Origin of the sequence: Actinosynnema sp. NPDC049800, from assembly GCF_040656635.1 — a bacterium.
GTDB lineage: Bacteria > Actinomycetota > Actinomycetes > Mycobacteriales > Pseudonocardiaceae > Actinosynnema.
Genome location: NZ_JBFAMT010000027.1, coordinates 54,344 through 78,101, shown reverse-complemented (window position 1 = coordinate 78,101; position 23,758 = coordinate 54,344). Strand labels below are relative to the sequence as shown.

The 23,758-nt window shown below is 71.1% G+C and carries 24 protein-coding genes, 1 tRNA gene and 1 riboswitch; of the genes, 12 read left to right on the top strand and 13 right to left on the bottom strand.

Going from position 1 to position 23,758, the window contains the following annotated elements; genetic code table 11:
* Positions 1 to 9: 9 nt before the first annotated feature.
* Positions 10 to 1,257 carry a phytase gene (locus AB0I91_RS26890; protein WP_499639383.1) on the bottom strand — a complete coding sequence of 416 codons (1,248 nt, stop codon included), beginning with the start codon at positions 1,255 to 1,257 and terminating at the stop codon, positions 10 to 12.
* Between the two features lie 143 nt (positions 1,258 to 1,400).
* A riboswitch (FMN riboswitch) is annotated at positions 1,401 to 1,524 on the top strand.
* 51 nt (positions 1,525 to 1,575) lie between these two features.
* Between AB0I91_RS26890 and pnuC the strand changes: the two genes are divergently transcribed.
* Complete coding sequence (gene pnuC / locus AB0I91_RS26885; RefSeq protein WP_499614978.1) at positions 1,576 to 2,205, top strand: nicotinamide riboside transporter PnuC; 630 nt, start codon at positions 1,576 to 1,578, stop codon at positions 2,203 to 2,205.
* On the opposite strand, the gene AB0I91_RS26880 is transcribed toward pnuC, so the two are convergent.
* From AB0I91_RS26880 to aceE, 3 genes are all read right to left on the bottom strand, one after another.
* On the bottom strand, positions 2,202 to 3,437 hold the full coding sequence (locus AB0I91_RS26880) for an extracellular solute-binding protein (RefSeq protein WP_498773529.1): 1,236 nt from the start codon (positions 3,435 to 3,437) through the stop codon (positions 2,202 to 2,204). The two genes, pnuC and AB0I91_RS26880, sit on opposite strands and share 4 nt — an antisense overlap.
* 2 nt (positions 3,438 to 3,439) lie before the next feature.
* A complete protein-coding gene (locus AB0I91_RS26875; RefSeq protein WP_499639381.1) occupies positions 3,440 to 5,434 on the bottom strand; it encodes a substrate-binding domain-containing protein in 1,995 nt (664 codons plus the stop codon).
* A gap of 159 nt (positions 5,435 to 5,593) precedes the next feature.
* A complete protein-coding gene (gene aceE, locus AB0I91_RS26870) occupies positions 5,594 to 8,344 on the bottom strand; it encodes a pyruvate dehydrogenase (acetyl-transferring), homodimeric type (RefSeq protein ID WP_498773533.1) in 2,751 nt (916 codons plus the stop codon).
* A 294-nt stretch (positions 8,345 to 8,638) separates the two neighbouring features.
* Between aceE and AB0I91_RS26865 the strand changes: the two genes are divergently transcribed.
* The 3 genes from AB0I91_RS26865 to AB0I91_RS26855 all read left to right on the top strand — a co-directional run bounded on the left by AB0I91_RS26865 (position 8,639) and on the right by AB0I91_RS26855 (position 9,747).
* On the top strand, positions 8,639 to 9,070 hold the full coding sequence (locus tag AB0I91_RS26865; protein WP_498773535.1) for a DUF3052 domain-containing protein: 432 nt from the start codon (positions 8,639 to 8,641) through the stop codon (positions 9,068 to 9,070).
* A 106-nt stretch (positions 9,071 to 9,176) separates the two neighbouring features.
* Positions 9,177 to 9,635 (top strand): peroxiredoxin, encoded by a 459-nt coding sequence (locus AB0I91_RS26860; RefSeq protein WP_387488623.1) that lies wholly within the window; start codon positions 9,177 to 9,179, stop codon positions 9,633 to 9,635.
* A 40-nt stretch (positions 9,636 to 9,675) separates the two neighbouring features.
* Positions 9,676 to 9,747, top strand: a tRNA-Val gene (locus tag AB0I91_RS26855).
* A 105-nt stretch (positions 9,748 to 9,852) separates the two neighbouring features.
* Here the strand turns inward: AB0I91_RS26855 and AB0I91_RS26850 are convergent.
* A complete protein-coding gene (locus AB0I91_RS26850) occupies positions 9,853 to 10,170 on the bottom strand; it encodes a hypothetical protein (protein ID WP_499639380.1) in 318 nt (105 codons plus the stop codon).
* On the bottom strand, positions 10,167 to 10,742 hold the full coding sequence (locus tag AB0I91_RS26845; protein ID WP_499639378.1) for a bifunctional DNA primase/polymerase: 576 nt from the start codon (positions 10,740 to 10,742) through the stop codon (positions 10,167 to 10,169). Before AB0I91_RS26845 ends, AB0I91_RS26850 begins: the two co-directional genes overlap by 4 nt.
* A gap of 156 nt (positions 10,743 to 10,898) precedes the next feature.
* Between AB0I91_RS26845 and AB0I91_RS26840 the strand changes: the two genes are divergently transcribed.
* From AB0I91_RS26840 to AB0I91_RS26830, 3 genes are all read left to right on the top strand, one after another.
* Positions 10,899 to 12,113 carry a helix-turn-helix domain-containing protein gene (locus AB0I91_RS26840; protein ID WP_499639376.1) on the top strand — a complete coding sequence of 405 codons (1,215 nt, stop codon included), beginning with the start codon at positions 10,899 to 10,901 and terminating at the stop codon, positions 12,111 to 12,113.
* Entirely contained in the window at positions 12,110 to 12,637 is a 528-nt protein-coding gene (locus AB0I91_RS26835; RefSeq protein ID WP_499639374.1) for a flavoprotein, read from the top strand. The genes AB0I91_RS26840 and AB0I91_RS26835 overlap by 4 nt, the downstream gene beginning before the upstream one ends.
* 1,139 nt (positions 12,638 to 13,776) lie before the next feature.
* On the top strand, positions 13,777 to 14,562 hold the full coding sequence (locus AB0I91_RS26830; RefSeq protein ID WP_499614992.1) for a hypothetical protein: 786 nt from the start codon (positions 13,777 to 13,779) through the stop codon (positions 14,560 to 14,562).
* On the opposite strand, the gene AB0I91_RS26825 is transcribed toward AB0I91_RS26830, so the two are convergent.
* Complete coding sequence (locus AB0I91_RS26825) at positions 14,553 to 15,419, bottom strand: MOSC domain-containing protein (protein WP_499639372.1); 867 nt, start codon at positions 15,417 to 15,419, stop codon at positions 14,553 to 14,555. The genes AB0I91_RS26830 and AB0I91_RS26825 overlap by 10 nt on opposite strands.
* An 80-nt stretch (positions 15,420 to 15,499) precedes the next feature.
* On the opposite strand from AB0I91_RS26825, the gene AB0I91_RS26820 reads away from it, so the two are divergent.
* Positions 15,500 to 15,940, top strand: a complete 441-nt coding sequence (locus AB0I91_RS26820) for an Lrp/AsnC family transcriptional regulator (protein ID WP_499614997.1) — start codon at positions 15,500 to 15,502, stop codon at positions 15,938 to 15,940.
* Positions 15,941 to 15,945: 5 nt separating this feature from the next.
* Here AB0I91_RS26820 and AB0I91_RS26815 read toward each other — a convergent pair whose 3' ends face one another.
* Positions 15,946 to 16,350 (bottom strand): TIGR04141 family sporadically distributed protein, encoded by a 405-nt coding sequence (locus tag AB0I91_RS26815; RefSeq protein ID WP_498773552.1) that lies wholly within the window; start codon positions 16,348 to 16,350, stop codon positions 15,946 to 15,948.
* A 429-nt stretch (positions 16,351 to 16,779) separates the two neighbouring features.
* Between AB0I91_RS26815 and AB0I91_RS26810 the strand changes: the two genes are divergently transcribed.
* Positions 16,780 to 17,070 (top strand): hypothetical protein, encoded by a 291-nt coding sequence (locus tag AB0I91_RS26810; protein WP_498773554.1) that lies wholly within the window; start codon positions 16,780 to 16,782, stop codon positions 17,068 to 17,070.
* Positions 17,071 to 17,094: 24 nt separating this feature from the next.
* Positions 17,095 to 18,126, top strand: coding sequence for a saccharopine dehydrogenase family protein (locus AB0I91_RS26805; RefSeq protein ID WP_499639370.1), 1,032 nt, complete (start codon positions 17,095 to 17,097; stop codon positions 18,124 to 18,126).
* On the opposite strand, the gene lipA is transcribed toward AB0I91_RS26805, so the two are convergent.
* From lipA to AB0I91_RS26790, 3 genes are read right to left on the bottom strand one after another with little or no spacing between them, the layout of a single operon-like run.
* Positions 18,101 to 19,105: a lipoyl synthase gene (lipA, locus tag AB0I91_RS26800; RefSeq protein WP_498773558.1), complete on the bottom strand. Its 1,005-nt coding sequence runs from the start codon at positions 19,103 to 19,105 to the stop codon at positions 18,101 to 18,103. The two genes, AB0I91_RS26805 and lipA, sit on opposite strands and share 26 nt — an antisense overlap.
* Positions 19,106 to 19,120: 15 nt before the next feature.
* Entirely contained in the window at positions 19,121 to 20,062 is a 942-nt protein-coding gene (locus AB0I91_RS26795; protein ID WP_498773560.1) for an oxidoreductase, read from the bottom strand.
* A 20-nt stretch (positions 20,063 to 20,082) separates the two neighbouring features.
* The gene (locus AB0I91_RS26790; RefSeq protein ID WP_498773562.1) at positions 20,083 to 20,541 is read right to left on the bottom strand and encodes a hypothetical protein; all 459 of its coding nucleotides are present in this window, start codon (positions 20,539 to 20,541) and stop codon (positions 20,083 to 20,085) included.
* Between the two features lie 131 nt (positions 20,542 to 20,672).
* Here AB0I91_RS26790 and AB0I91_RS26785 point away from each other — a divergent pair, with 131 nt between their 5' ends.
* On the top strand, positions 20,673 to 21,317 hold the full coding sequence (locus tag AB0I91_RS26785) for a TetR/AcrR family transcriptional regulator (RefSeq protein WP_498774081.1): 645 nt from the start codon (positions 20,673 to 20,675) through the stop codon (positions 21,315 to 21,317).
* Positions 21,318 to 21,365: 48 nt separating this feature from the next.
* On the top strand, positions 21,366 to 22,298 hold the full coding sequence (locus tag AB0I91_RS26780) for an LLM class F420-dependent oxidoreductase (protein WP_499639368.1): 933 nt from the start codon (positions 21,366 to 21,368) through the stop codon (positions 22,296 to 22,298).
* Here the strand turns inward: AB0I91_RS26780 and AB0I91_RS26775 are convergent.
* Positions 22,283 to 22,753, bottom strand: a complete 471-nt coding sequence (locus tag AB0I91_RS26775; RefSeq protein WP_498773565.1) for an ArsR/SmtB family transcription factor — start codon at positions 22,751 to 22,753, stop codon at positions 22,283 to 22,285. The genes AB0I91_RS26780 and AB0I91_RS26775 overlap by 16 nt on opposite strands.
* A 10-nt stretch (positions 22,754 to 22,763) precedes the next feature.
* The gene (locus AB0I91_RS26770) at positions 22,764 to 23,750 is read right to left on the bottom strand and encodes a serine hydrolase (protein WP_499639366.1); all 987 of its coding nucleotides are present in this window, start codon (positions 23,748 to 23,750) and stop codon (positions 22,764 to 22,766) included.
* Positions 23,751 to 23,758 lie beyond the last annotated feature (8 nt).

The following is a 23,758-nucleotide window of genomic DNA, read 5'->3' as shown; positions in this document are numbered from 1 at the left end:
CGTTCTCGGTCAGTCCAGCTCGTCGAGCACGTCCTCCCAGCTCACGTACGCGAAGCCGGTGGTCGGCAGGTCGCCCGCGGTCGGGGTGCGCTCGCCGTCGTGCACGACGAGCAGCCCTTCCGGGTAGGCGGGCCCGAGGTCGGCGGTCACCAGGTGCGCGCCGTCGGAGTGCTCGACCGAGTCGTTGCCCCGGCCCGCGCCGACGACGAACTCGCCGACGTAGGAGTTGCGGCCGGTCCGCTCGTAGGCCACGAACCGCGAGTCGCCCTGGCTGGACGCGATGAGGTAGTCGTCGCCGACGGTGAGCCCCTCGGCGTCGGCGGTCAGGTGCCGGCCGCCGAAGCCGGGGTCGGCGCCGGAGACGGAGCACTCCTCGGTCTCCGGGTCGTAGGTCTGCGGTACCCCGAACGAGCGAACCTTGTCGATCAGCGCGGGCGTGCCGAAACCGGTCGCCCGCAGCGGCACGCGCCAGATGCCGACGTCCTCCTGCGCCGCGTACAGCACGCCGTGCTCGGAGTCGACCACCATGCCCTCCAACTGGGGGCCCTCACCCGGCTCGCCGCACGGCGTCCAGGTCGTGCCGTCGGGCAGCGGGAACGACGACGGCAGGTCCAGCGCCGCCACCACCGCCGTGCCGACCGAACCGCCCGGGCCCGCCGTCACGCGCAGCAACGCGACCCTGGTCTCGTTGCGCCGGTTCGTCACGACGACCGGCGTGCGGCCGACGAACCCGGCCGCCAGGCCGTAGGCGGTGCGCTGGTCGTCCACTTCCTCCTCCGACGAGGAGAACACCGGCCGCGCGCCCGGGTCGGTCACGTCCCGCACCACCGCGGCACCCGCCGCCGCGCCGCGACCGTCGATCTCGTAGACCCGGATCCGGTCCCGGCCGCGGTCGCTGACGAACGCCAGGTCCCGGGAACGCCCGCCGACCGGCACCCGCCCGAGCACGTCGACGTTGTTGAACCGGCCGGGCTTGGCCTCCGGCGTCGGCGGCAGCGGCGCCGGGTAGGTGCCGACGGTCCGACCGGCCAGGTCGAACGCGGCCAGCCCGCCCTCCTTCAACGTGCCCAGCACGACGCTCTGCCGGGCCGAGCGCGGGTGCACCCAGATCGCCGGGTCGTCGGCGTCGGCGTTGGCCGGCAGCCCGGACGCGTCGTCGACGAACGCGCGGGTCTGCGCGACCGGCACCACCACGTCCGGCCCGGGTGAAGAGGCGATGAGCAGCGGCACCACCGCGGCCATGAGCAGGATTCGCATTCGGCGGAAGCTACCGGCCGCCGGTGTACCGGCGCTGAAGTCGAGATGACCACGAGTGGGTGCGTTCTCGGATCGTGCGCACTGTGCCGTCGATCACCCCAGGAACAGTTCCGGGCGAGATGATGTTCCGACGCAATGAGAGACACGCGCTCCGGGGCTCGGTGGAAATCCGAACCGGCGGTGACAGCCCGCGACCCGCCCACCAGGGCGGTTGATCCGGTGGAATTCCGGGGCCGACGGTGAAAGTCCGGATGGGAGGCGCGCGTGTGCCGTCGGCCTGCCATGCCCCGGGGACGCCTGTCGGGGATGGAGGACGCGGTGCACGTCTTGATGGAGCAGGGCTTCACGGTGTTCGGGCAGAAGGTGTCCTGGGCCGAGTTCATCGGCCAGGTCTTCGCGCTGGTCGTGGTGTACCTGGCGCAGAAGCGCTCGCTGTGGACCTGGCCCGTGCAGCTGGTCTCGGTCGCGCTGCTGTTCGTGGTCTACGTGTCCGCGCAGCTCGGTGGCACGGCCGCGCGCCAGGTGGTGATCGCGCTGATCACGCTCTACGGCTGGTGGGCGTGGACGCGCCGGCGCGACCCGGTGTTCGGCGTGGTGGTCCGCAAGGGCACCGCGCGGGAACGCCTCGCCGTGGCGGCGGCCTTCGTCCTCGGCACGGTCGCGTTCGCGCTGCTGCTGGACGCGCTGGACGCCTCGTGGGCGCCGTGGCCGGACGCCGCGATCTTCGTCGGGACCGTGCTCGCCTTCACCCTCCAGGGCCTCGGCCTGGTCGAGTTCTGGCTGGTGTGGCTGGTGGTGGACGCGATCGGCGTGCCGTTGCAGATCCAGTCCGGGCTGTGGTTCAGCGCGCTCGTCTACACGGTCTTCGCCGTCCTGGTGATCCGCGGCTGGATCGACTGGAACCGCGCCGCGAAGCAGACCACCAGGCGCGTCGCCGCCGCCGCCTAACGGCCCTCGGCGGCCCTGGCGAGGTCGTCCGCGAGCTGGTCCAGCGACTGGTCGACCGAGTCCGGGTTGTCCAGCACGTGGTGCAGGCTCTCCTGCATCACGCCGGTCAGCTCGTCGTAGTGCGGCGACGGGCGTCGGATCCGGGCGCCGAGCAGGCTGTCCCGCAGCTCGCGCGGCACCAGGTCCGGCTCCTCGTACAGCGCGCGGGAGGTGGGCGCCCACCCGGCGAGCCTGCTCATGCGCCGCTGGTTGTCGTCGCGGGTGATGAACTTGATGAACTCGCGGGCGGTCTTCTGGTTCGCCGAGCACCGCGACACGGCCAGGTTCCACCCGCCCAGCGCGCTGGGCCACGGCAGCGCCACCTTGCCCCACTTGTCGCGCACCTCCGACTCGTCGCCGTCCAGCACCGGCCCGGCGAACGGCCAGTTGCGCATGAACAGCGCCCGACCGGACTGGAACGCCTCCAGCGAGGCCAGCTCGTCGTAGTCGCGGGCTTCGCGCGGGATCCAGCCCTGCGCGAAGCCGTCGGCGACGGCACGCACGCCCGCCTTCGTCTCGGCGGCGTCCAGGCGCTCCAGGTCGCCGCCGTGCGCCCAGACCGCCTCGGCCATGTTCACGACCAGGCCCTCGTAGCGCCCGAACTGGCCGACGAAGCCGTCCAGGTCGTGGTGCGGCGCGATCTCGCTCGCCTGCCGCCGCAGCTCCTGCCACGAGGTCGGCGGGTCCACCCGTTCCTCCGCGAGCACGTCCTTGCGGTAGTAGAGCAACCCGGCGTCGCTGCGCCACGGGATCGCCCAGAGCTCGCCCCCGTCCGGCGACCTCGCCGCGTTCACCGACTCCGGCAGCATCCGGCCCACGTCGAACTCGGCCGGGTCCAGCGGCTCCAGGTGCCCCGCCGCGGCGAACGGCGCCGTCCACACCGTGTCCACGGCCATCACGTCGTAGCACTCCGGGCTGCCGCGCACGCCCTTCAGGTCCTGCGACCGCGCGGTCAGCTGGGCCCGGTGCGCGTCGGTGGACGTCGGCATCTCCACGAACTCCACCTGCTCGCGCCTGCTGGCCCGCTCGTTCCAGCGGTCGACCAGCTCGTGCACCTGCCGGTCCGCGGTGGTGTCGCGGCCGTCCACGAACGTGATCGGCCCGACGCCGTCCGCCGCGTCGTCCCGGACCGGGGTCGTGCAGGCCGCCAGGAGCGCCAGGAGCGCCACCAGCGACAGCGGGACACGGATCAAGGTCACCCTCCCCACGCAGCGCGCGCTATGGCGTCCAGGGCGTCTTCCTGGCGCTGAGTGGCCCCGGAGCCGTTCCGGTCGAAGATCCCCTGGCACTGCCCTCCGTGGGCCAGCGCGGCCTCGTAGAGAGGCGCTGAGGCCGCGCACGCGCCCTCCGTGAACCCGACGGCCACCACCCGGACGGGACCGCCGGCGGTCTTGGGGATCGACGGGACCTGCGTCGCCGACACCAGCACCACGACGTGCGCGTGCTGCGCGGCGCCCGCTTCGAACACGCCCTCTGTCAACGGCAGCGTCACCACCCGGTCACGCGGACCGGCCAACGTCCGGACCCGGGACGCGAACAGGTCCGCCGCCGCCGAGCCGTCACCGGCCACCCCGATCACCCGCGGCCTGCTCGCCGCCTCCCACGCCTCCCGGACCTCCCTCGGGTCGAGCTGGGGTGACAGCGCCTGCGGTCGGTCCGGCCGCACGCCCGAACCCGGTCGCGCGATCACGTTCCAGGCCAGGTCGCGGAACCCCGCGCGCTTGAACTGGTCCTGCGCGGAGGGGGACCGCAGGTGCTCCAGCAGCCGCTGCACGATCCGCTGCCGCCGCGGGTTCGGCCGCTGCGGCCGGGCGACCTCCACGAACGGGTGGTCCAGCACCAGCGCGCCGTCGCGGGGGTAGAGCACCCGGCAGCCCTCGGTGCGCGCCACCGCCTGCTCCGACCCGACCAGCGCCACGTCGCCCGCGCACGGCGCGTCGGTGCTCGTGCGCCGGGTGATGTCGTGCAGCACCCGCGCCGCGCGGTGCGAGTCCAGGTCCGGGCCGAGCTCCGCCTGCGCCAACGCGGACGCCGCCAGGAGGCCCACGCCCGAGGTCGTGTCCACCGCCGCGGGCCGCGCCACGTGCCGCCACTCGAACTCGTCGTCCGGCGCGATCTGCCCGGCCAGCTCCTCCGACGCGCCCAGCACCACCGGCGACAGCGCCACCCCTGCCCGGACGTGCAGCTCCACGTCCGAGCGCCGGCTCAGGGCGTCCTCGATCGCCCGCACCTCGGCGGTGCTGTCCGGCAGCCACACGTGCGGCTCGGGGCCCTCCGCCGTCAGGTCGCCCGGCTGCCAGCCGCGTCCCAGCGCCTCGGCCGCGCCCTGGTCGGACGACTTGCCCGTGAACACCAGGACGTTGAACTCCTTGCAGCCCGCGGAGTCGTTCTCCAGCTCCAGCGCGAGCGAGCGGACCACCGCCTCCTTCTCGGCCGACACCAGCACGTTCAACTGGACCGGGGGAGGGCAGGGCGGCACGACGGGCGGCCGCGCGCCGAAGGCGTCCACCGCGCCCGCCCCGACCAGCAGCACGGTCAGCCCGAGCCGAGCCCACGGCGGCTTGGGGCGTCGGCGCGGCGCCTTCTTCGGCTTCGGCGCGGGGGCGGGCGCGGCGCGGTCCGGCACGTGCAGCCACGCGCGCCCGTGGACCTCCTTGACGTCCACGCTCACGCGGCGGAACGACTCCGGGTCCAGCGCCGGGTCGGGCCGCACCACGTCGTCGTAGAACCGGTCGGAGACGATCAGCGCGAACACCGCGGTCGAGCCGTCCAGCGCCTCCCGCAGCGGCTTGGAGTCGAGCAGCCGGAACGCCAGCGTCACCTCGTCGCCGACCACGCCGTGCTCGTCGTGCTGCACCTCGCCCGCCGTGATCGCCATCCGCAGCCGCATGCGGGCGTCCTCGTTGCGGGTCGCGTTGTACCGGCGCAGCTCACCGAGCAACGCGTGCGGCACGCCGTCCACCACCCGGCTCTTGGGCACGTCGGGCGGCACGAGCACGAACACGCCGTCCCCGCGGTCCTCGTGGTGGGTCGCCGACCAGTCCAGCCCGTTGTCGTCGAACGCCGCCTCCAGCGCCGCGTACAGCCCGCGCCTGATCTCCTCCTGCGGCACGCGCAACCGCCGACCGAACGCGGACACGTCGACGACCACGACCGTGCGGTGCAACGCGTGCTGCGGCTGCGTCCCCACCCCGACCCCTCGTTGGAACGCCGGATTGTGGGGGCAAGTCTATGGGGCGGATCACATCCCGCAGCGGCAAAGCGGATAGTTCCGCTGGTCGGCCGCACTACTGCGGACACGCCTCGGGGGCGGCCGCGTCACCACGCGTGCCGCCCCCGAGGGTGACGATCAGGCCAGACCGGCGTCCGAGGTGGACGGGCCCGCCGCGCTCACGTCGTCGATCTTGTACTTCCGGGCCGCCTGCACGACCAGCGACTGCTGGATCTCACCGCGCTTGGCCAACGCCGCCAGCGTGGCCACCACGATCGACTCCGTGTCGACCAGGAAGTGCCGCCGCGCCGCCGGCCGGGTGTCGGAGAAGCCGAACCCGTCGGTGCCCAGCGTGGTCATGTCGGTCGGCACGTACGGCCGGATCAGGTCCGGCACCGCGCTCATCCAGTCCGACACCGCCACCACGGGACCCGCCGCGTCCGCCAGCGCCTGCGTGACGTACGGCACGCGGGGCTCCTGGTCGGGGTGCAGCAGGTTGTGCCGGTCGACCTCGACCGCCTCGCGCCGCAGCTCCGAGTACGACGTCGCCGACCACACGTCGGCCTGCACGCCCCACTCGTCGGCCAGCACCTGCTGCGCCTTGACCGCCCACGGCATGGCCACGCCCGAGGCCAGCAGCTGGGCCCGCGGCCCGGCCTGCGCCGGCGCCACCTGGTACCGGTACAGGCCCTTGAGCAGGCCGTCCACGTCCAGGCCCTCGGGCTCGGCCGGCTGCTGGTACGGCTCGTTGTAGACGGTCATGTAGTAGAAGATGTTCTCGGCGTTCTCGCCGTACATCCGCCGCAGGCCGTCCTTGACGATGTGCGCCACCTCGAACGACCACGCCGGGTCGTACGCCACCACGGCCGGGTTGGTGTGCGCCAGCAGCAACGAGTGCCCGTCGGCGTGCTGGAGCCCCTCGCCGGTCAGCGTGGTGCGACCGGCCGTGGCGCCGAGCACGAAACCGCGCGCCATCTGGTCCGCCGCCGCCCACAGGCCGTCACCGGTCCGCTGGAACCCGAACATCGAGTAGAAGATGTAGATCGGGATCATCGGCTCGCCGTGCGTGGCGTAGGACGTGCCCGCCGCGGTGAACGACGAGGTCGAACCGGCCTCGTTGATGCCCTCGTGCAGGATCTGGCCCTGCTCGCTCTCCTTGTACGCCAGCATCAGCTGGGCGTCCACGGAGGTGTACATCTGCCCGTTCGGGTTGTAGATCTTCTGCGCCGGGAACATCGAGTCCATGCCGAACGTGCGCGCCTCGTCCGGGATGATCGGCACGATCCGGCCGCCGATCTCCGGGTCCTTGGCCAGGTCGCGGACCAGCCGGACGAACGCCATCGTGGTGGCGACCTCCTGCTTGCCCGAGCCCCGCTTGATCACGTCGTAGACCTTGTCGCCCGGCAGCACCAGCGCCTTGGACTTGGTCCGCCGCTCCGGCACGAACCCGCCGAGCTGCTTGCGCCGCTCCAGCAGGTACTGGATCTCCGGGGAGTCCTTGCCGGGGTGGTAGTACGGCGGCAGGTACGGGTCCAGGTCCTTGTCCTCGATCGGGATGCGCAGGCTGTCCCGGAAGAGCTTCAGGTCCTCGTGGGTCATCTTCTTCATCTGGTGCGTGGCGTTGCGCGCCGCGAAGTGCGGGCCCAGGCCGTAGCCCTTGATGGTCTTGGCGAGGATGACCGTCGGCTGGCCGTGGTGCTCCACCGCCGCCTTGTACGCCGCGTAGACCTTGCGGTAGTCGTGCCCGCCGCGCTTGAGGTTCCACACCTCGTCGTCGGACATCGGCGCGACCAGCTCCTTCGTGCGCGGGTCGCGCCCGAAGAAGTGCTCCTTGACGTAGGCGCCGTCGTTGGCCTTGTACGTCTGGTAGTCGCCGTCCGGCGTGGTGTTCATCAGGTTGACCAGCGCGCCGTCGCGGTCGGCGTGCAGCAGCGAGTCCCACTCGCGGCCCCAGATGACCTTGATGACGTTCCAGCCCGCGCCGCGGAAGAACGCCTCCAGCTCCTGGATGATCTTGCCGTTGCCGCGGACCGGGCCGTCGAGGCGCTGCAGGTTGCAGTTCACCACGAAGGTCAGGTTGTCCAGCTGCTCGTTCGCCGCGACCTGCAGCAGGCCGCGCGACTCCGGCTCGTCCATCTCGCCGTCGCCGAGGAACGCCCACACGTGCTGGTCGGACGTGTCCTTGATACCGCGGTCGCGCAGGTAGCGGTTGAACCGCGCCTGGTAGATCGCGTTCATCGGGCCGAGGCCCATGGACACGGTGGGGAACTCCCAGAAGTCCGGCATCAGCCGCGGGTGCGGGTACGACGGCAGGCCGCCGCCCGGTCCCGCGTGTGAGAACTCCTGGCGGAAGCCGTCGAGCTGCTCGGCGGACAGCCGGCCTTCGAGGAACGCGCGGGCGTACACGCCGGGAGAGGCGTGGCCCTGCACGAACACGTGGTCACCGCCGCCGGGGTGGTCCTTGCCCCGGAAGAAGTGGTTGAAGCCGACCTCGTAGAGGCTGGCCGACGACGCGTAGGTCGAGATGTGACCGCCGACGCCGACGCCGGGGCGCTGCGCGCGGTGCACGGTCATCGCCGCGTTCCACCGGATCCAGGCCCGGTAGCGGCGCTCCACCTCCTCGTCGCCGGGGAACCACGGCTCGCGCTCGGTGGGAATGGTGTTCACGTAATCCGTGCTGGTCAGCGACGGGACGCCGACGTGGCTCTCCCTGGCCCGCTCGAGCAGCCGCAGCATCAGGTAGCGGGCGCGCTGCTGCCCGCCGCCCTTGAGCGCGGCGTCGAACGACTCCAGCCACTCCGCGGTCTCCTCCGGGTCGATGTCGGGGAGGTGGGCGGCCAGACCGTCACGGATGACGCGTACCCGCTCGGGGGGGTTCTGCGGGGCCAAGGGATCTCCTCGTTCCGGGGTCTTCTCAACTCCATCGTCGCCCGACAGTCACGGTCCCGTCACCTCTACCGGTGAGTAACTCTGGATCGTTTCTCTCGCGCGCGCGAATAGGAGGTGTGCAGAGCCTGCCTCATGCCGTTCGGGCACCTCACTCGGGGGTACCCGATGCGGCGTGTCTTGGCCCTTACGGTTGCGCGTGGTGGGGCTGACAGTGTTCGCTAGCCGCGACTGGTAGTGACATCGCGGCAGTCGTACCCCGACTGCCGCTCTTGTGTACTTGGAGGAGTGGAAGCCGTGGTCGCCGCGGAAGACGCCGGCAAGATCGGTGTCGCCGACAGGCTCGGGATCGAACCGGGCAGCGTGGTCCAGGAGATCGGCTGGGACGAGGACGTCGACGACGACCTCCGTGCCGCGATCGAGGAGCGGGTGGGCGGTGATCTGCTCGATGAGGACTCCGACGAGGTCATGGACGTGGTCCTGCTGTGGTGGCGCGAGGAGGACGGCGACCTCGCCGACGCCTTGATCAACGCCACCACCGCCCTGTCCGACGACGGCGTGATCTGGGTGCTGACGCCCAAGACAGGCCGGTCCGGTCACGTCGAGCCGAGTGACATCGCCGAGGCCGTGTCCACCGCGGGGCTCGCCCAGACCTCCAACATCCCGGCGAGCGGCGACTGGTCCGCGATCAGGCTCGTCGCGCCGAAGTCGGCCAAGACGAAGCGCTGACCGCGACCAGGCACGCCGACCGCCGGACATGCCCTAGGCTCGACGGCGGGCTCCCCGATCGGGTGGAGCCCGTTCTTCGGGTTGCACGGTTCCAGTGGAGGGTTGCATGGTCGAGGTCGGCGCGCAGGCACCTGACTTCACGCTCAACGACTACAACAAGCAGCCCGTGACGCTGTCCTCGTTCCGAGGTGAGCGCAACGTGCTGCTGGTGTTCTACCCGTTCGCGTTCAGCGGAATCTGCACCGGCGAGCTGTGCCAGGTGCGCGACGAGCTGGCCGCGTACGAGGACGAGAACGTGCAGGTCATCGGTGTGTCGGTGGACACACCGTTCAGCTTGAAGGCGTGGGCGGCCCAGGAGGGCTACCAGTTCCCGCTGCTGTCGGACTTCTGGCCGCACGGGCAGGTGGCCCAGGCGTACGGCGTGTTCAACGAGCAGGCGGGTCTGGCGAACCGCGGCACGTTCCTCATCGACACCGCCGGCGTGGTCCGCTACGCCGAGGTGAACGCCCCCGGTGAGCCGCGCGACCAGGAGGCGTGGAAGAAGGCCGTGGCAGCCTTGTCCTGATACCGTCCGGCGCCGGTCGCGGAGCCGGCCGGCGCTTCGGGGGCGCGTAGCTCAGCGGAAGAGCACTCGGTTTACACCCGAGCGGTCGCAGGTTCGAATCCTGCCGCGCCCACTGCGTCCCCGGGGGTGCAACCCCCCCGGACCCCGCCCGGCGGGCTCCGCCCCCGGACCCCCGCCGTGGCTGTCGCCCCTGGCCCCCATATCGGCGGGCTTCGCTTCAGCGCTGTCGCGCCTTCGCTCCGCCCTTTCGAGATCCGCTGTGGTCCGGCTGCGGGCCTCGGGTCTCGTCCAGCCAGATCACGTGCACCCGCTGGACGCCTGCTGAACGGGAGCTGATCTCGAACAGGGTCCGTGCGTGCTCCGGGCTCTGGGAGTCGAGGCGGAAGTCGCCCTCGACCGAGTTGACCTCGGCGCGGTCGTCGTAGGCCAAGCCGTAGGCCGCGACCCGGAGGTCCTCCGCGTCGCCGTACTCCTCGACGATCGCGAACAGCCGCGGAGCTTCACCGGCCGCCAGCTCGTGCATCGACTCGTTCACGCGGTCCTCCTTTCCGCCGACTCGATCAGCTCGACGAGTTCGTCGCCGGTCAACAGGACGTTGCCCGCCTCCTCCGGAGTGACCAGCCAGATCGCCGCCGTGTCGCCGAGGGCGCTCGGTGGCAGCGGCATGGGCATGCCCTCGGCCACGACCCGAGCCTCGTCGCCCAGCAGTAGCGAGGGCAGCGGTGGCCGGACGAGGAAGTAGGCGATCGGCATGTTCGGGAAAGCCACCACCGGCGTCGGCACGGCGGCGAACCGAGCGTCGTCGGCCAACGCCATCACAAGGTTCTCGGAGACCATGAACGCGCCCAAGCGCGGACCGGTGACGGTGAGGATGTTGGGCTGGTGCAGTCCGGGCTTCGACCACCACTCGCGCACCCGGGCGACGTCCGTGGTCGCCTTACCGGACGGTTGGAGACAAGGGTCGGTGACCGGGGCTTCGTCCTCCGGATCCGCGAAGTGCCCGTTGTGCCAAATGGCTCCCGGCAGGACCGGCCAGCCCAGCTCGGCGTAGGTCAGAGCTGCGTGCAGGGTGATCCGTGTTGGCGTGTCCGGTGGGCTGGTTCGCACTCTCGTGCCCTTCTGCGGTGATCTCCGGTGGCCATCGCGGAAGTGGATGGCGGGGTCACGGTAGGCACCACTGAGCGTCACAAGTCGTACAAAATGTGTGACGGACGACCGGCTACGCTGAGGTCGTACCCAGGGCCGATGACCAGCGGAGGGCGGATGTCGGACACCCCCGAGGAGATCGGCGATCGTGTCCGCTACTGGCGCCTGCGCCGCAACCTGGGCCGCAAGCAGTTCGCCGACATGATCGGCCGGTCGACGTCGTGGCTGGACAAGGTCGAGTCCGGTGAGCGCGACCTGGCCCGCATCCGGATCATCGAGTTGGTCGCGGACGCGTTGTCGATCGACTCGACCGTCCTCACCGACGCGTCCGCGGCGGCTCGCGCCGCGAACTGCGTGGACGCGGCAGAGGTCACGGCGATCCGTGCCGCGCTCGGTCGCTACCCGGGCCTGGCGAACCCGGTTCGGGAACCGCGTGCGGTCGCTCAGCTGACCCGCCAGGCGGAGTACCTGGACCACGCCTGGGCCTCATCGCACTTCACCACGATCGCCCAACAGCTCCCGAAGCTGTTGGAGAACGCACAGGTGGTCGCTCTGGCGGCTTCGCCGGACGAGGAGGTGGAAGCCCACCGCGTCCTCGTCACGTCCTACCGCCTGGCGTCGTCGATGCTGCTCAAGTTCGAGAGCCACGACCTGGCCTGGCTGGCCGCCGACCGCTCCATGCACACCGCTCTGGCAGTGGACGACACCTGGTCACAAGCGCGGGCCACCCGCAGCGTCGCCCGCGCCATGACCGCCGCCCGTCAACGCGCGGAAGCCGTCGAGGTCCTCCTCGGCATGACCGACCGGATGCGCTTCGAGGTCCAGCGCGACCCCGGCGCCCTGCTCTCCCTCTACGGGATGCTCTACCTGGCCGCCGCCATCTCCGCCGCCGAGCAGGAGAACGCCGGGCCGGCATTGGCGATGCACGAGGAAGCGCTCCACGCGGCGGAACGCATGGAGCCTCACTACGCCGTCCACCACACGCACTTCGGTCGCGCCAACGTGGCGATTCACCGGGTGTCCGCTCTGGTCCGGCTCCACGAGGCGGAGGCAGCACTCCACCTCGCGAGCACCATCCCGCAGGGCGCTCTCAACGCCCTGCCGCCGGAGCGTCGAGCCAACTACCTGCTCGACCTGACGAAGGCCAACACCCACCGCGACGACTACGCCGAAGCCGCCCGCACCCTGGCTCGGGCCGAACGCGTCGCACCACAGGAAGTCCGCTGCCGACCGGCGGCCCACACCGTGCTGCGCACGCTCCTGTCGACCACCACCGGTGAACCCGCCCGCCAGGTCCGCCAGATGGCTCACCGAGCCGGAGTGCCCGCATGACCGAACGAGTCCTGTACCTGATCGTCTGCGGCGCCGGCCCGGCTGATCGCATCGACGTCGCCATCGACCTCGCCCAGGACAGGGGCTGGTCGGTCTACTGCGTCGCCACGCCCGCCGCGGTTGAGCACTTCCTCGACCTGGACAAGGTCGAACACCTCACCGGCCACCCCGTCCGGACCGGTTACCAGCGCCAGGGGCAGTCGGCGCTACCTCGCGCCGATGCGGTCGTCGTCGCGCCCGCCACCTACAACACGATCAACAAATGGGCGGCCGGCATCGCCGACACCTACGTGCTGACGCAGCTCGCCGAACTCACCGGGCTCGGCGTGCCGATCGCCGTCCTGCCCTTCGTCAACACCGCCCTCGCCGCCAATCCGGTCCTCCACCGCAGCATCGACGCGTTGCGGTCGTCCGGCGTGAAGGTGCTGTTCGGCGAACGTGGCTTCCGCCCGCACCCACCGAGGACCGGCGGCAGCGTGCTGGCCGACTATCCGTGGCACCTGGCCCTTGACGCCGTCGAGTAGGTGGTGCGCCGGGTCCGCTGCCGCCGAGTGGCAGGTGCGGGCGGTAGTGAGTCGGGTGAGTGACGGTGGCAAGATCGCCCGAGTGGCTTCCCCCAGGTGCCTACTGAGCGTGCGCATCGACCTCGACTTCGGCGTCGGACTTTCGCGGGGACAATACTGAGCGTTGTACCGGTCTTGGGCCGTTAGGGCGGAACCCGGTGTCGGCGTTGCGCCGAGCCGACGTCAAATCGCTGGTCGGCGGGAATCAGTGCCGGGTGCGGCCCTTGGCTCGGGACGGACAGCGACATCCGATTCGGCATCAGTGTGTCCGGTGTGCAACCGGGGGTCATTTTAGATAGGCCGATCGAGTGCATTCCGCCCTCTACCCGGTCGGCCGATCTTGCTTGTGCATCGTAGGAATCCGGGTACCAATTAGATGCAGGACTTCTTGAGGGCACCCGTCGCCGCTGTTCCAGCTGGATGGCGGAAGGACTGCCATCCGCACCACCCGGTAGGAGGTCACATGGGGTGGTTGGTGAAGTCCGGGCGTTCGGCACGGCGTGAGCCGTCCGGGCGTCGTACCTGGCAACGGGCTGCCGAAGTCTGCACGGACATCGGCAACCTCGGGACTGCCGGAGCCGGGGTGCTCGCGCTTGGCGGAGCGATGACCCCGACCTGGCTGGCCGGGGGCACCGCTGTTGTCGGATACCTGGGCGCTGCACTCTGCAAGTGGATGAGCGCCCGCCGGTGAACGCCGAGTCCACCGGTTGTTCCCGCTAGGGAGTCGGTGGCCCACCAGCCAGGTGGGCCACCGACCTGCCCTACAAGCACGGTGCTCTACCGCACAAGCCCTGTCAAAGGCCGTCGCGCTGAAGATGGCCGGCGAATACCACGTCCGGGGTGTTGACATCGTCGATTGTGACCGGCTGTGAAGCTGAGGTCGGCGAGTCGGGCTGCCGTCCTGGTGCTGCTGAAGGCGTTGGGGGCCGACTCCGGTCGGTAATTGAATGAAACTCGCGTTTTTGTGAGGGCGGGCTTATCGGGTGGAACGAGCCGGGCGTTACATTGCGGTCGCTGGGATAACGGTCGGGTGGACGTTGTAACGATCGTTCGGGGCTTGGCGATTCTCCGGCGTACACCGAATTTCGAGGAAGTGCGCCATGGAACAGCAGCAGACCTCTTACCCGCAGCCGTACCCCCAGCAGGTCGTGGTGAAGCCGACCAAGTTCGGCGCGCTCGCGTGGACGGCCCTCATTCTCGGCATCGTGGGAATTGTCGGCTCGCCCATCATCATCTTCAACAACCTGACCGCCGTCGTCGCCGGTGTCGGTTTCGTGCTCGGGTTCATCGGCCTCTTCGGCACCAAGAAGATCATCGCCGTGATCGGTGTCGTGCTCTGCGTGCTCGGCATCGTCTTCACCGTCATGGCCCAGCAAGCGGCGGTGGAGAAGTTGGACGAGATCATCAACGGCTCGACCAACCAGGGTCAGGTCAGCGGCGGCACGGACGGTGTCGCGCCGGTCGAGCAGAAGCCCGAGGCGGCAGCGGCGCCGCCCACCTGGGGCCAGCGCTACACCTGGGCCAACGGCCTGGCCGTCGAGGTTTCCGCGCCCACGCCGTGCACGCCCGGTGAGTACGCGGCGCCGTCGAACATCACTCGTGCGGCGAGAGTCACGGTGACCGTCACCAACGGCACCGACAAGCCGTTCGACGCCGGGCTGCTGTCGTTCGGCAGCGATGCGCAGTTCGACGGTCGGAAGGCGGAGACGGTGTTCGACTCCAGTGGCGGATGTGGGAGTGGCGGTTTGGAGAATGCCACGGTGCTGCCCGGCAAGACTTACACGTACGAGACGACTTTCGCGGTCGGTGCGCAGGCCGGCGAGCTTCAGATCACCCTTCAGCCCGATTTCGGTTCCGACAAGGCGGTGTTCGTCGGTCAGGCGTAAGTGCTGCTCGGTCGTTCGGTGACGGTGGTTCGGGGTGGGGTCGAGAGATCGGCTTCGGAGCGTTCGAGGGTGATGAGCGCGTCGCCGACGGAGAGGTGGCCGGGGCGGAGGACGGCGTGCTTGGCGCCGAAGGCGACGCCGTCGGCCCGGCGGCGGTAGGTGGCGAGGGTGCGCAGTGGTTCCGGGCCGGACTTGGTGCCGGTTGGTTGGTCGACCGTGGTGACGACGCAGCGGATCGCGGGTTTCGCGTAGCCCAGTTCGGCGTCGCCCGCGGTCAGGTGGAGGGTGTGGTCTTCCTCGTGGGCGTCCCAGCCGTCGACCACGACGTTCGGGCGGAAGCGGCTCATCGGCACCGGTTGGCCGCCGTGGGCGGTGATCCGGGTGTTCAGGTCGCGCAGTGAGGCCGTCGACATCAGGTGGATCGGGCAGCTGTCGGCGTAGGCGGACGTGCCCGGCGTGAGGCCGTCGGTGACGCGGTGGTGTTCGGGTGGGGCGAGCACCAGCCTGCTCGGCTTGCCCAGCACGGCGGTGAGCCAGGTGGCGACGTCCTCGCCCTGGTCGATCCCGGTGTACGGCCGGCCGAACAGGGTGACCGGCCGCCGTGGCGCGGTCGAGTCGACCGGCACCCGGATCGTGCCCGCGCCGGGTGCGGAGAGGGTGAGGTGCTCGGCGTCGACGGACGGGTGGATGGTGGCCAGCAGCGGGTCGCGGCGTTGGGAGCGGTAGGTGCCGGTGAGGTCGGTGACGAGGAAGCGGCGGTCGTGGCCGAGGCCCGCACGGCCCAGCGCGGCGGTCGGCACGCTGAGCCCGGCGCAGCCCTTCACCGGGTAGTGGTACAGCGCGGAGATCGTCGCCATGGCGGCAACGGTAGCCGCAACGCCGGGCAATCCGATTGCCGAATGTTGTCCAGCACCTGCGGTTTCGGCAATGATCCGGTGTGGATCGCATCGATCGGGCAATAATCGAGCAGCTCCGTTCCGACGCCCGGCTCACGAACACCGAACTGGCCGACCGGGTGGGCCTGACCCCGGCGCCCTGCCTGCGCCGGGTGCGCCGCCTCGAACAGGACGGCGTCATCACCGGCTACCACGCCCGCGTCGACCCGGTCCGGACCGGCCGGGCGTTCGAGGTGATCGTCAACGTCGACCTCGTCGTCAAGGACCGGGCCACCGTCGCCAGGTTCGAGGAAGTGGTCGCGGGCTTCCCCGAGGTGGTCGAGTTCCGCCGGATGTTCGGCCTGCCCGACTACTTCCTCCGGGTCGCGACCGCGGACCTGGAGTCGTTCGAGCGCTTCGTCACCGACCGGCTGGAGGACGCGCCCGGCATCGGTCGCGTCGACTCCCACCTGAGCATGAAGACCGTCAAGCACGAGCCGTGACGCGGTCAGTCGGTGTGCCAGCGACCTTCGCGCAGCCGGTAGGTGCGGCCCCCGACGGTGGTCTCGAACGCGATCCAGCGGTCCATCGGGATCGGTGCGGTGAGCAGTTGTTCGCGCTCGTGGTCGGCGCAGGGGATCAGCCGGGACTGCTTGAGCTCGTCGGTCCGGGCGAACTCCGGGATCTGGGCGAAGCGGGTGGTGACGGTGGTGACGTCCAGGGTCCGGTCGAGCGGGATCGGGCCGTAGCCGCCGACGTCGTTGGTGCGGAACGCGACCGTGGTGCCGGCCCGTCTCGCCGCGGCGGCGGGCCAGCGCAGGGCGAGGTGGCCGAACCGGGTGCTGCCGCCCAGCGCGGCGGCCAGTCGGCGTTCCAGGGCGGTCAGCAGGGTGCGGTCGTCAACGCTGTTCACGGCGGTCGGAACTCCTTTTCGGCGGCGGAGGTGCAATAACCGTGACCCCTGGACGGGTGGAATGGTGAAGTCGATCGGCGAGCGGCAAGGGGTCTGAGTTCAGCGGCGGGACCGCCCGGTGCGGGCGATGAGGTGCGAAGATGCACGCTGAGGTGCGGCATTGGGCGTATTGGGTGGTGCCATCGGAAAGCAAGTCACTCGATGGTGTGATTATCGTTTTGCGACGGTGGTCGTGTGCTGAAGATTTCCTGAATTCGTCCTTTCTCGCGAATGGTTCGACTGATCGGGCCGGCGGCTCGTACGACCGTTCGGCGCACCGACGTGCCGCTTGCCCCGGGTAGGCCGGATGGCCCATTAGGGGCTGCTCGCCGGATCCCCCTATGTGGCATCCCCCTATGCCGGGGCGGGTCGAAGACGTAACTTCTTCGCATGTCGCCCAGGGCCGTCACCGCGGTGGTCGGTGTTGCGTTCTTCCTGGCCGGGTTGCTGATCATGCTGCTGCCCCTGTCCACCGACTCGCCGTCCGGGTTCTCCGTCTCCTGCGGCAACAGCGTGGGCCTCGGGTTCGACCGCGTCGCGGTCGAGGCGGAGGGCGCGGCGTTCCTCGAGATCTGCGGCCGGCTGCGTCTGGAGCGGTTGGCCTGGGCCGCTCCCGTCTGCGTGTTGGGTGCGTTGCTGGTGGTCGGGAGCGTCGTGGTGCGCCGCCGGTCGTCGGCTTAGCTACCTGCGAGTAGCTTCTAGTGCATGACGTGGATGGTTTACGGCGCTTACGGGTTCACCGGCACGCTGGTGGCGGAACTGGCCGTGCGACGCGGGTTGCGGCCGGTGCTGGCCGGGCGGGACGCGGCGAAGGTGCGGCCCCTCGCCGAACGGCTGGGGCTGGAGCACCGGGTCTTCGACCTCCGGGACGCGGCGCGAGCGCTCCGGGACGTGGACGCGGTCGCCCACTGCGCCGGGCCGTTCTCGTCCACCTCAAGGCCGATGGTGGACGCCTGCCTGGAGTCCGGGACGCACTACGTCGACATCACCGGCGAGATCGACGTGTTCGAGGCCATCAGCCGGCGTGACGAGGAGGCGAAGCGCGCCGGCGTGGTGCTGCTGCCCGGCGCCGGGTTCGACGTCGTACCCACCGACTGCCTCGCCGCGATGCTGCACGACGCCCTGCCCACGGCCACGCACCTCGACCTCGCGTTCGTGGTCCAGGGCGGCGCCAGCACGGGCACGGCGCTGACCGCCGTCGAAGGCTCGGGCGGTGGGGGACGGGCGCGGGTGGACGGCGAGATCCGCGGCGTCCGGCTCGGCCACCGTCGACGCACGGCGCACTTCCGCGACCGGCCGAGGGAGGTCGGCGCCATCCCGTGGGGCGACGTGAGCACGGCCTACCGGTCCACCGGCATCCCGAACGTCACGACGTTCACCACGATCCCGGGCGTGCTGGGCAAGCTCCAGCCGCTCACCGCGCCGCTGCTGCGCACCGACCTGGCCCAACGGCTCGGCCGGGCGCTGGCCGGGCGCATCGGCGGCCCGAGCGCCGCGACCAGGGCCAAGACCCGCTGCGAGGTGTTCGGCGAGGTCTGGGACGACGAGGGCCACCGGGTCCGGGCCGCGCTCACCGGGCCGAACGCCTACGACCTCACCGCCGACTCGGTGGTCCGAGCCGTGCAACGCCTCGCCGGCACGGCCCCCGGCGCGCACACGCCGTCCAGCGCGTTCGGCTCCGACTACGTCCGAGCGCTGGACGGCGTGGTGGTCAGCGAGCCGACAACAGTGAGGTGATCTCCTGCGCCGCGCTGCCCGCCTCGAGCAGGTGGCGCAGGTTCTCCGGCAGCACGTCGCCGCGCTTCTGCACGGCCTGCGCGTACAGCCGCCCGGCGCGGTAGGACGAGCGGACCAGGGGACCGGCCATGACACCGGAGAACCCGATGCCCTCGGCGGTCTCCTTGTGCGTCACGAACTCCTCCGGCTTCACCCACCGCTCCACGGGGTGGTGCCGGGGCGAGGGCCGCAGGTACTGCGTGATGGTGATGATCTCGCAGCCCGCGTCGTACAGGTCGCTCAACGCCTCGGTGACCTCGTCCGGCGTCTCGCCCATGCCCAGGATCAGGTTGGACTTCGTCACCAGACCGGCCTCGCGGGCCGCGGTGATGACCTCCAGCGACCGCTCGTAGCGGAACGCGGGCCGGATGCGCTTGAAGATCCGCGGCACGGTCTCCAGGTTGTGCGCCAGCACCTCGGGCCGCGACGAGAACACCTCGGCCAGCTGCTCGGGCACCGCGTTGAAGTCCGGGATCAGCAGCTCGACGCCGGTGCCCGGGTTCAGCTCGTGGATCTGGCGGACGGTCTCCGCGTACAGCCACGCGCCGCCGTCGGCCAGGTCGTCACGCGCCACGCCGGTCACGGTCGAGTAGCGCAGCCCCATGGCCTGCACCGACTCCGCCACCCGCCGCGGTTCGTCGCGGTCCAGGTCGGCGGGCTTGCCGGTGTCGATCTGGCAGAAGTCGCAGCGACGGGTGCACTGCTCGCCACCGATCAGGAAGGTGGCCTCCCGGTCTTCCCAGCACTCGTAGATGTTGGGACAACCGGCCTCTTCGCACACCGTGTGCAGGCCCTCGCGTTTGACCAGGCCCTTGAGCTCCCGGTACTCGGGGCCCATCTTCGCCTTGGTCTTGATCCACGAGGGCTTCTTCTCGATGGGCGTTTGGCTGTTGCGGACTTCCAGCCGCAGCAGCTTCCGACCTTCAGGTACGACGGTCACGACTTCAACCCTACGTCACGAGGGGTCGGGCGCGACGCCCGTGAGCTCGGCCGTCAGGTCCCACAAGCGGCTCGCCGCGAGGTCGTCACGGGCGGCCGTCGTCGACCCCGCCGGCGCCGGGTGGCCGCGCATCCCCCGGAACCCGTCCGGCCCGTAGTAGCCGCCCGGTTCGACGTCCGGTGACGTCGCCGCGTAGAGCTGCGGCAACGCCCCCACCTCGACCGATTGCGAGAAGAAGTCGCTGATCTTGGCGCCGAGGCCGAGCAGCGCGTTGCCCTGGGCCCGCGCCATGTTGGCGCTCAGCTCGGTCGCGGTGACGCCGGGGTGGGCCGCGACGGACGTCACGTCCAGGCCCGCCGCGCGGGTGCGCCGGTCCAGCTCCCTCATGAACAGCAGGTTCGCCAGCTTGGACTGCCCGTAGGCGCCCCACGACGTGTACCGGCGCACCTCGTAGTTCGGGTCGGCCAGGTCGAGCCGGCCCGCCTGGTGGGCCAGGCTGGACACGGTGACCACGCGCGCGCCCGGCCGCGTGCGCAACGCGGGCATCAGCAGCCACGTGAGCGCGGCGTGGCCGAGGTGGTTGGTGCCGAACTGGCGCTCGAAGCCGTCGGCGGTGCGCCCCAGCGGCACCGCCATCACGCCCGCGTTGTTGACCAGCACGTCCAGCGCGTCACCGGTGCGCTCGCGCACCAGCGCCGCGGCCGAGCGGACCGAGGACAGGTCGGCCAGGTCCAGCGGCACCAGCTCGGCCTTGCCGCCGCCGGCGAGCACGCGCTCCAGCGCGCGTTGCCCGCGTTCGGGGGACCGGCAGGCCAGCAGGACGTGCGCGCCCTTGCCCGCCAGCACCTCGGCGGTGCGCAGGCCGAGGCCCGAGTTGGCCCCGGTGACCAGCGCGGTGCGCCCGCCCTGGTCCGGGATGTCCGCGGTGTCCCACTTCCGGGCGTTCCACTTCGGCATGCTCAACACCTACCAGGCGCTCAGGCGCTCTTGGCAAGCCTGCGGTGCCTGCCCGCCACGACGGCCGGTCGGGTGCGGAGCAGGCCCGCGAACGCCGCGCCGACGCGGGCGATCTCCGCGCTCGGCTCGGACAGCTCCGCCAGGCCCGCCGTCAGGGCCAGCATCCGCTGCTCCCGCTCGACGGCCTCGGCGGACGTCAGGTGCGCGTCAAGCACCGCGCGCAGCACCGGCTGCTCGGCGGCCAGCGCGCGCCACGTGCGGGCCACGGTCTCGACGCGGTCGTCGTCGCTGTCCTCCAGCGCCGCGCCGAGCCGTCCGGTGAGCTGCTGCATCCAGCGGTAGTGCAACGCCAGGAGCAGGTCTTCCTCGGTGGCGAACAGGTCGCGGTCGAACGTCAGGGGTGCCGCGGGATCCCCCGCCGCGGCGCGGAGCACGGCGTCCAGAGCGTCGCGCCGCCGGTAGAAGTCGGACCAACTCATGATCACGCCCTCCTCTCGTGGTGACCGGCGTCATACCTCAGGTCTGTGGCATACCGTCGGTATGGCCGATGAGGCGAACATACCACGAGTACGTACCGCCGGTATGTCGTACGGTTGTGAACGTGGTGACAGTGCGGTCGAGGCGGTTGGACTACTCGGAGTCGACGAGGCAGGCCCTCGTGGACAGTGCCGTCGAGCTGTTCACCAAACGCGGGTACGCGGGCACTTCGCTGGACGAGGTGGCGAAGCGGGCCCGCCTCACCAAGGGCGCGCTCTACCACCACTTCAGCGGCAAGCAGGCGTTGTTCGAGGCCGCCTTCGACTCGGTGGAGACCAAGTTCATCGAGAAGCTCGGCGAGATCGTCAGCGCGCCCGGCGACCCGTGGGAGACCGCCATCGCGGGCCTGCGCGCGTACGTCCGGGTCTGCCTGGAGCCCGCCTACCAGCGCATCGTGATCCACGAGGCGCCGGTGGTGATGGGCTGGGAGCGCTGGCGGGAGGCCGAGGAGCACTTCAGCTACGGCCTGCTGCGCTCCACGATCGAGGTCTTGGTCACGTCCGGCGAGCTGGAGCAGCTCCCCGTGGAGACCATGAGCCGCCTGCTGTTCGGCGCCCTCTCGGCGGGCGCCAGCACCATCGCCGGCGCGTCGGACCCGCGCAAGGCCAGCGCCGAGGTGGAACGCACCATCGTTCGCGTCGTCGAAGGGCTGCGCGTCCGGGACGTGCCCGCGCCCGTCGCGGTCGAGGAGAAGCGATCACGGTCACGTCGCCGGTGAAGACGCTCGGATCGCGGGCCTCCCGCGCGGCCGACTAGCGTCGGCGGGGTGGAACTCCGCATCTTCACCGAGCCCCAGCAAGGGGCGTCCTACGACCAGCTGCTGGCGGTGGCGCGCACCGCCGAGGCCGCTGGCTACGGCGCGTTCTTCCGCTCCGACCACTACCTCAAGATGGGCGGCGTCGACGGCCTGCCCGGCCCGACGGACGCCTGGATCACGCTCGCCGGCCTCGCCCGCGACACCCAGACGATCCGACTGGGCACGCTGGTGACCGCCGCCACCTTCCGCCACCCCGGCCCGCTGGCCATCTCCGTGGCGCAGGTGGACCAGATGTCCGGCGGCCGGGTCGAGTTCGGCCTCGGTGCGGGCTGGTTCGAGGCCGAGCACACCGCGTACGGCCTGCCGTTCCCCGCCACCCGCGAGCGCTTCGAGCGGTACGAGGAGCAGCTGGAGATCATCACCGGCCTCTGGAACACGCCCGCCGGCCAGACCTACGACTTCGACGGCAAGCACTACACCCTGGCCGACTCGCCCGCGCTGCCCAAGCCCGTTGGCCGGATCCCGGTGGTGGTCGGCGGCACGGGTCGCAAGCGCACGCCCGCGCTCGCGGCGAAGTTCGCCGACGAGTTCAACCTGCCGTTCCAGCCCATGGACAGCGCCGTCGAGGTGCTGGCGCGCGTGGACGCGGCGTGCGCCGAGATCGGCCGCGACCCGGCGGAGATCACCCGTTCCGCGGCCCTGGTGGTGTGCGTGGGGCGTGACGACGCCGAGGTCGCCCGCCGGGCCGCCGTCATCGGCCGCGAGGTCGACGAACTGCGGCAGAACGGCCTGGCCGGCACGCCGGACAAGGTCGTCGACAAGCTCGGCTCGTGGCGCGAGAAGACCGGCATCAGCCGGGCCTACCTCCAGGTCCTCGACCTGGCCGACCTCGACCACGTGGAGCTGATCGCGGAGGCCGTCGCGCCTCAGCTGCGCAGCTGACCGGCGACGTCCGAAGCGGCGGTGAGCAGGACGAGCACGGGCACGACGGCGGCCGGCCGCAGCCGGTAGCTCCCGCGCTTGTCCTGCTCCACCACACCGGACGCCGTCAACGCCTTCAAGTGGTGGTACAGCTGGCCGGTCGACCCCAGCCCGGCCGCCTCCTGCAACGCCGTCGCGGGTCGGTCGCCCCGGGCGAGCAGGGCGCGCACGATCTCTACCCGCGCCGGGTGCGCCAACGCCGACAGCACCTCGATCCGGGGCCGGTCGGGCAACGACAGCGCGCGCTCCGGCGTCACTTCCATCCGCCACGAGACCTGGCCGTCGCCCACCGCGACCTGCCCGCCGTAGCCGAACTCGCCGCCGTCCTCGTCCGACGACGGGAGCGCCTGCCGCGCGCCGCCCTCCAACGCGGCCACGCGTTGCTCCAGCTCGGCAAGTCGCTGCACCAAGTCCATCGCGGTGATCCTACGAGAGGCTCAGGTGGAATTCCCGCAGGACATCGGGCTCCACCAGGGCCGTGCGGACCAACCGCGCCAACTCGTCCGACCGCGCGTGCCAGGCCTCGTCGACCTCCCTGGTCAACACCGCCGCGCTGCCGACCCGACCGTCCTCCCAGCGCACGCTGCAACCGACCGTGACGATGCCCGGCAGCGACCCGCCCTTGACCCCGACGCCCACCACCCCCGGCGGCACGGGGTTACCGCGTTCGAGGTGCCCGCGAGCCAGTGGCGCGGACGCCGCCGCCCGGTGCGCCCGGTCGACTGCCGCCGCCGTGCCCGTCCACGTGCCCCTCGCCCAGGCGCGCTGCGCCTGGTAGCTCTTCGGGACGTCCGGGAACTTCCCGAGCACCTCCAACCGCAACCGCGGGTCCCGCAGGTAGTCCCGCACGTCCACCCGCCTGCCGAGCACGAGGTGCAGCCACTCGGCCAGGATCTCCGGCGCCTCCAGCCCGGTGTCCCGGACCGGCCCCTCGCCCACCCGCTGCCGGACGAAGTCCGCGGCGGCGTTGTCGCTGTGCCGGACCATCACCGCGACCAGCTCGTCGAGCCGCACGAACCGCCGCGGGTCGTCGGCCGTGACGCCGTTCGAGAACGGGATGTCCAACGCCCGCAACGCCGCCTGGTGCGCGCCACCGTCCAAGCCCAGGTAGTACTGCTCCCAGTCCCCGACGCGCACCTTCTCGTCGGGCCTGACCAGCCCGCGCTCGACACCCTTCGCGTACGCGACCACGTGCGCGACCTTCACCGCCGACGCCAACGGCTGCCGCTCGTGGGACCGGTGCGCGATCCGGCCACCGCGCCCGTCGTCCAGCACCGCGGCCACGTGCCGCCGGTTCGCGCGTAACCAGCCGAGCCAGTCGTCGGGAGCCGCGTTCGCGCCGGCCGCGGGCAGCAAGGTGGCGACACCGGCCACCCCGCACGCTCGGAACAGGTGTCGTCGAGTCAGGAGCACGACGAATC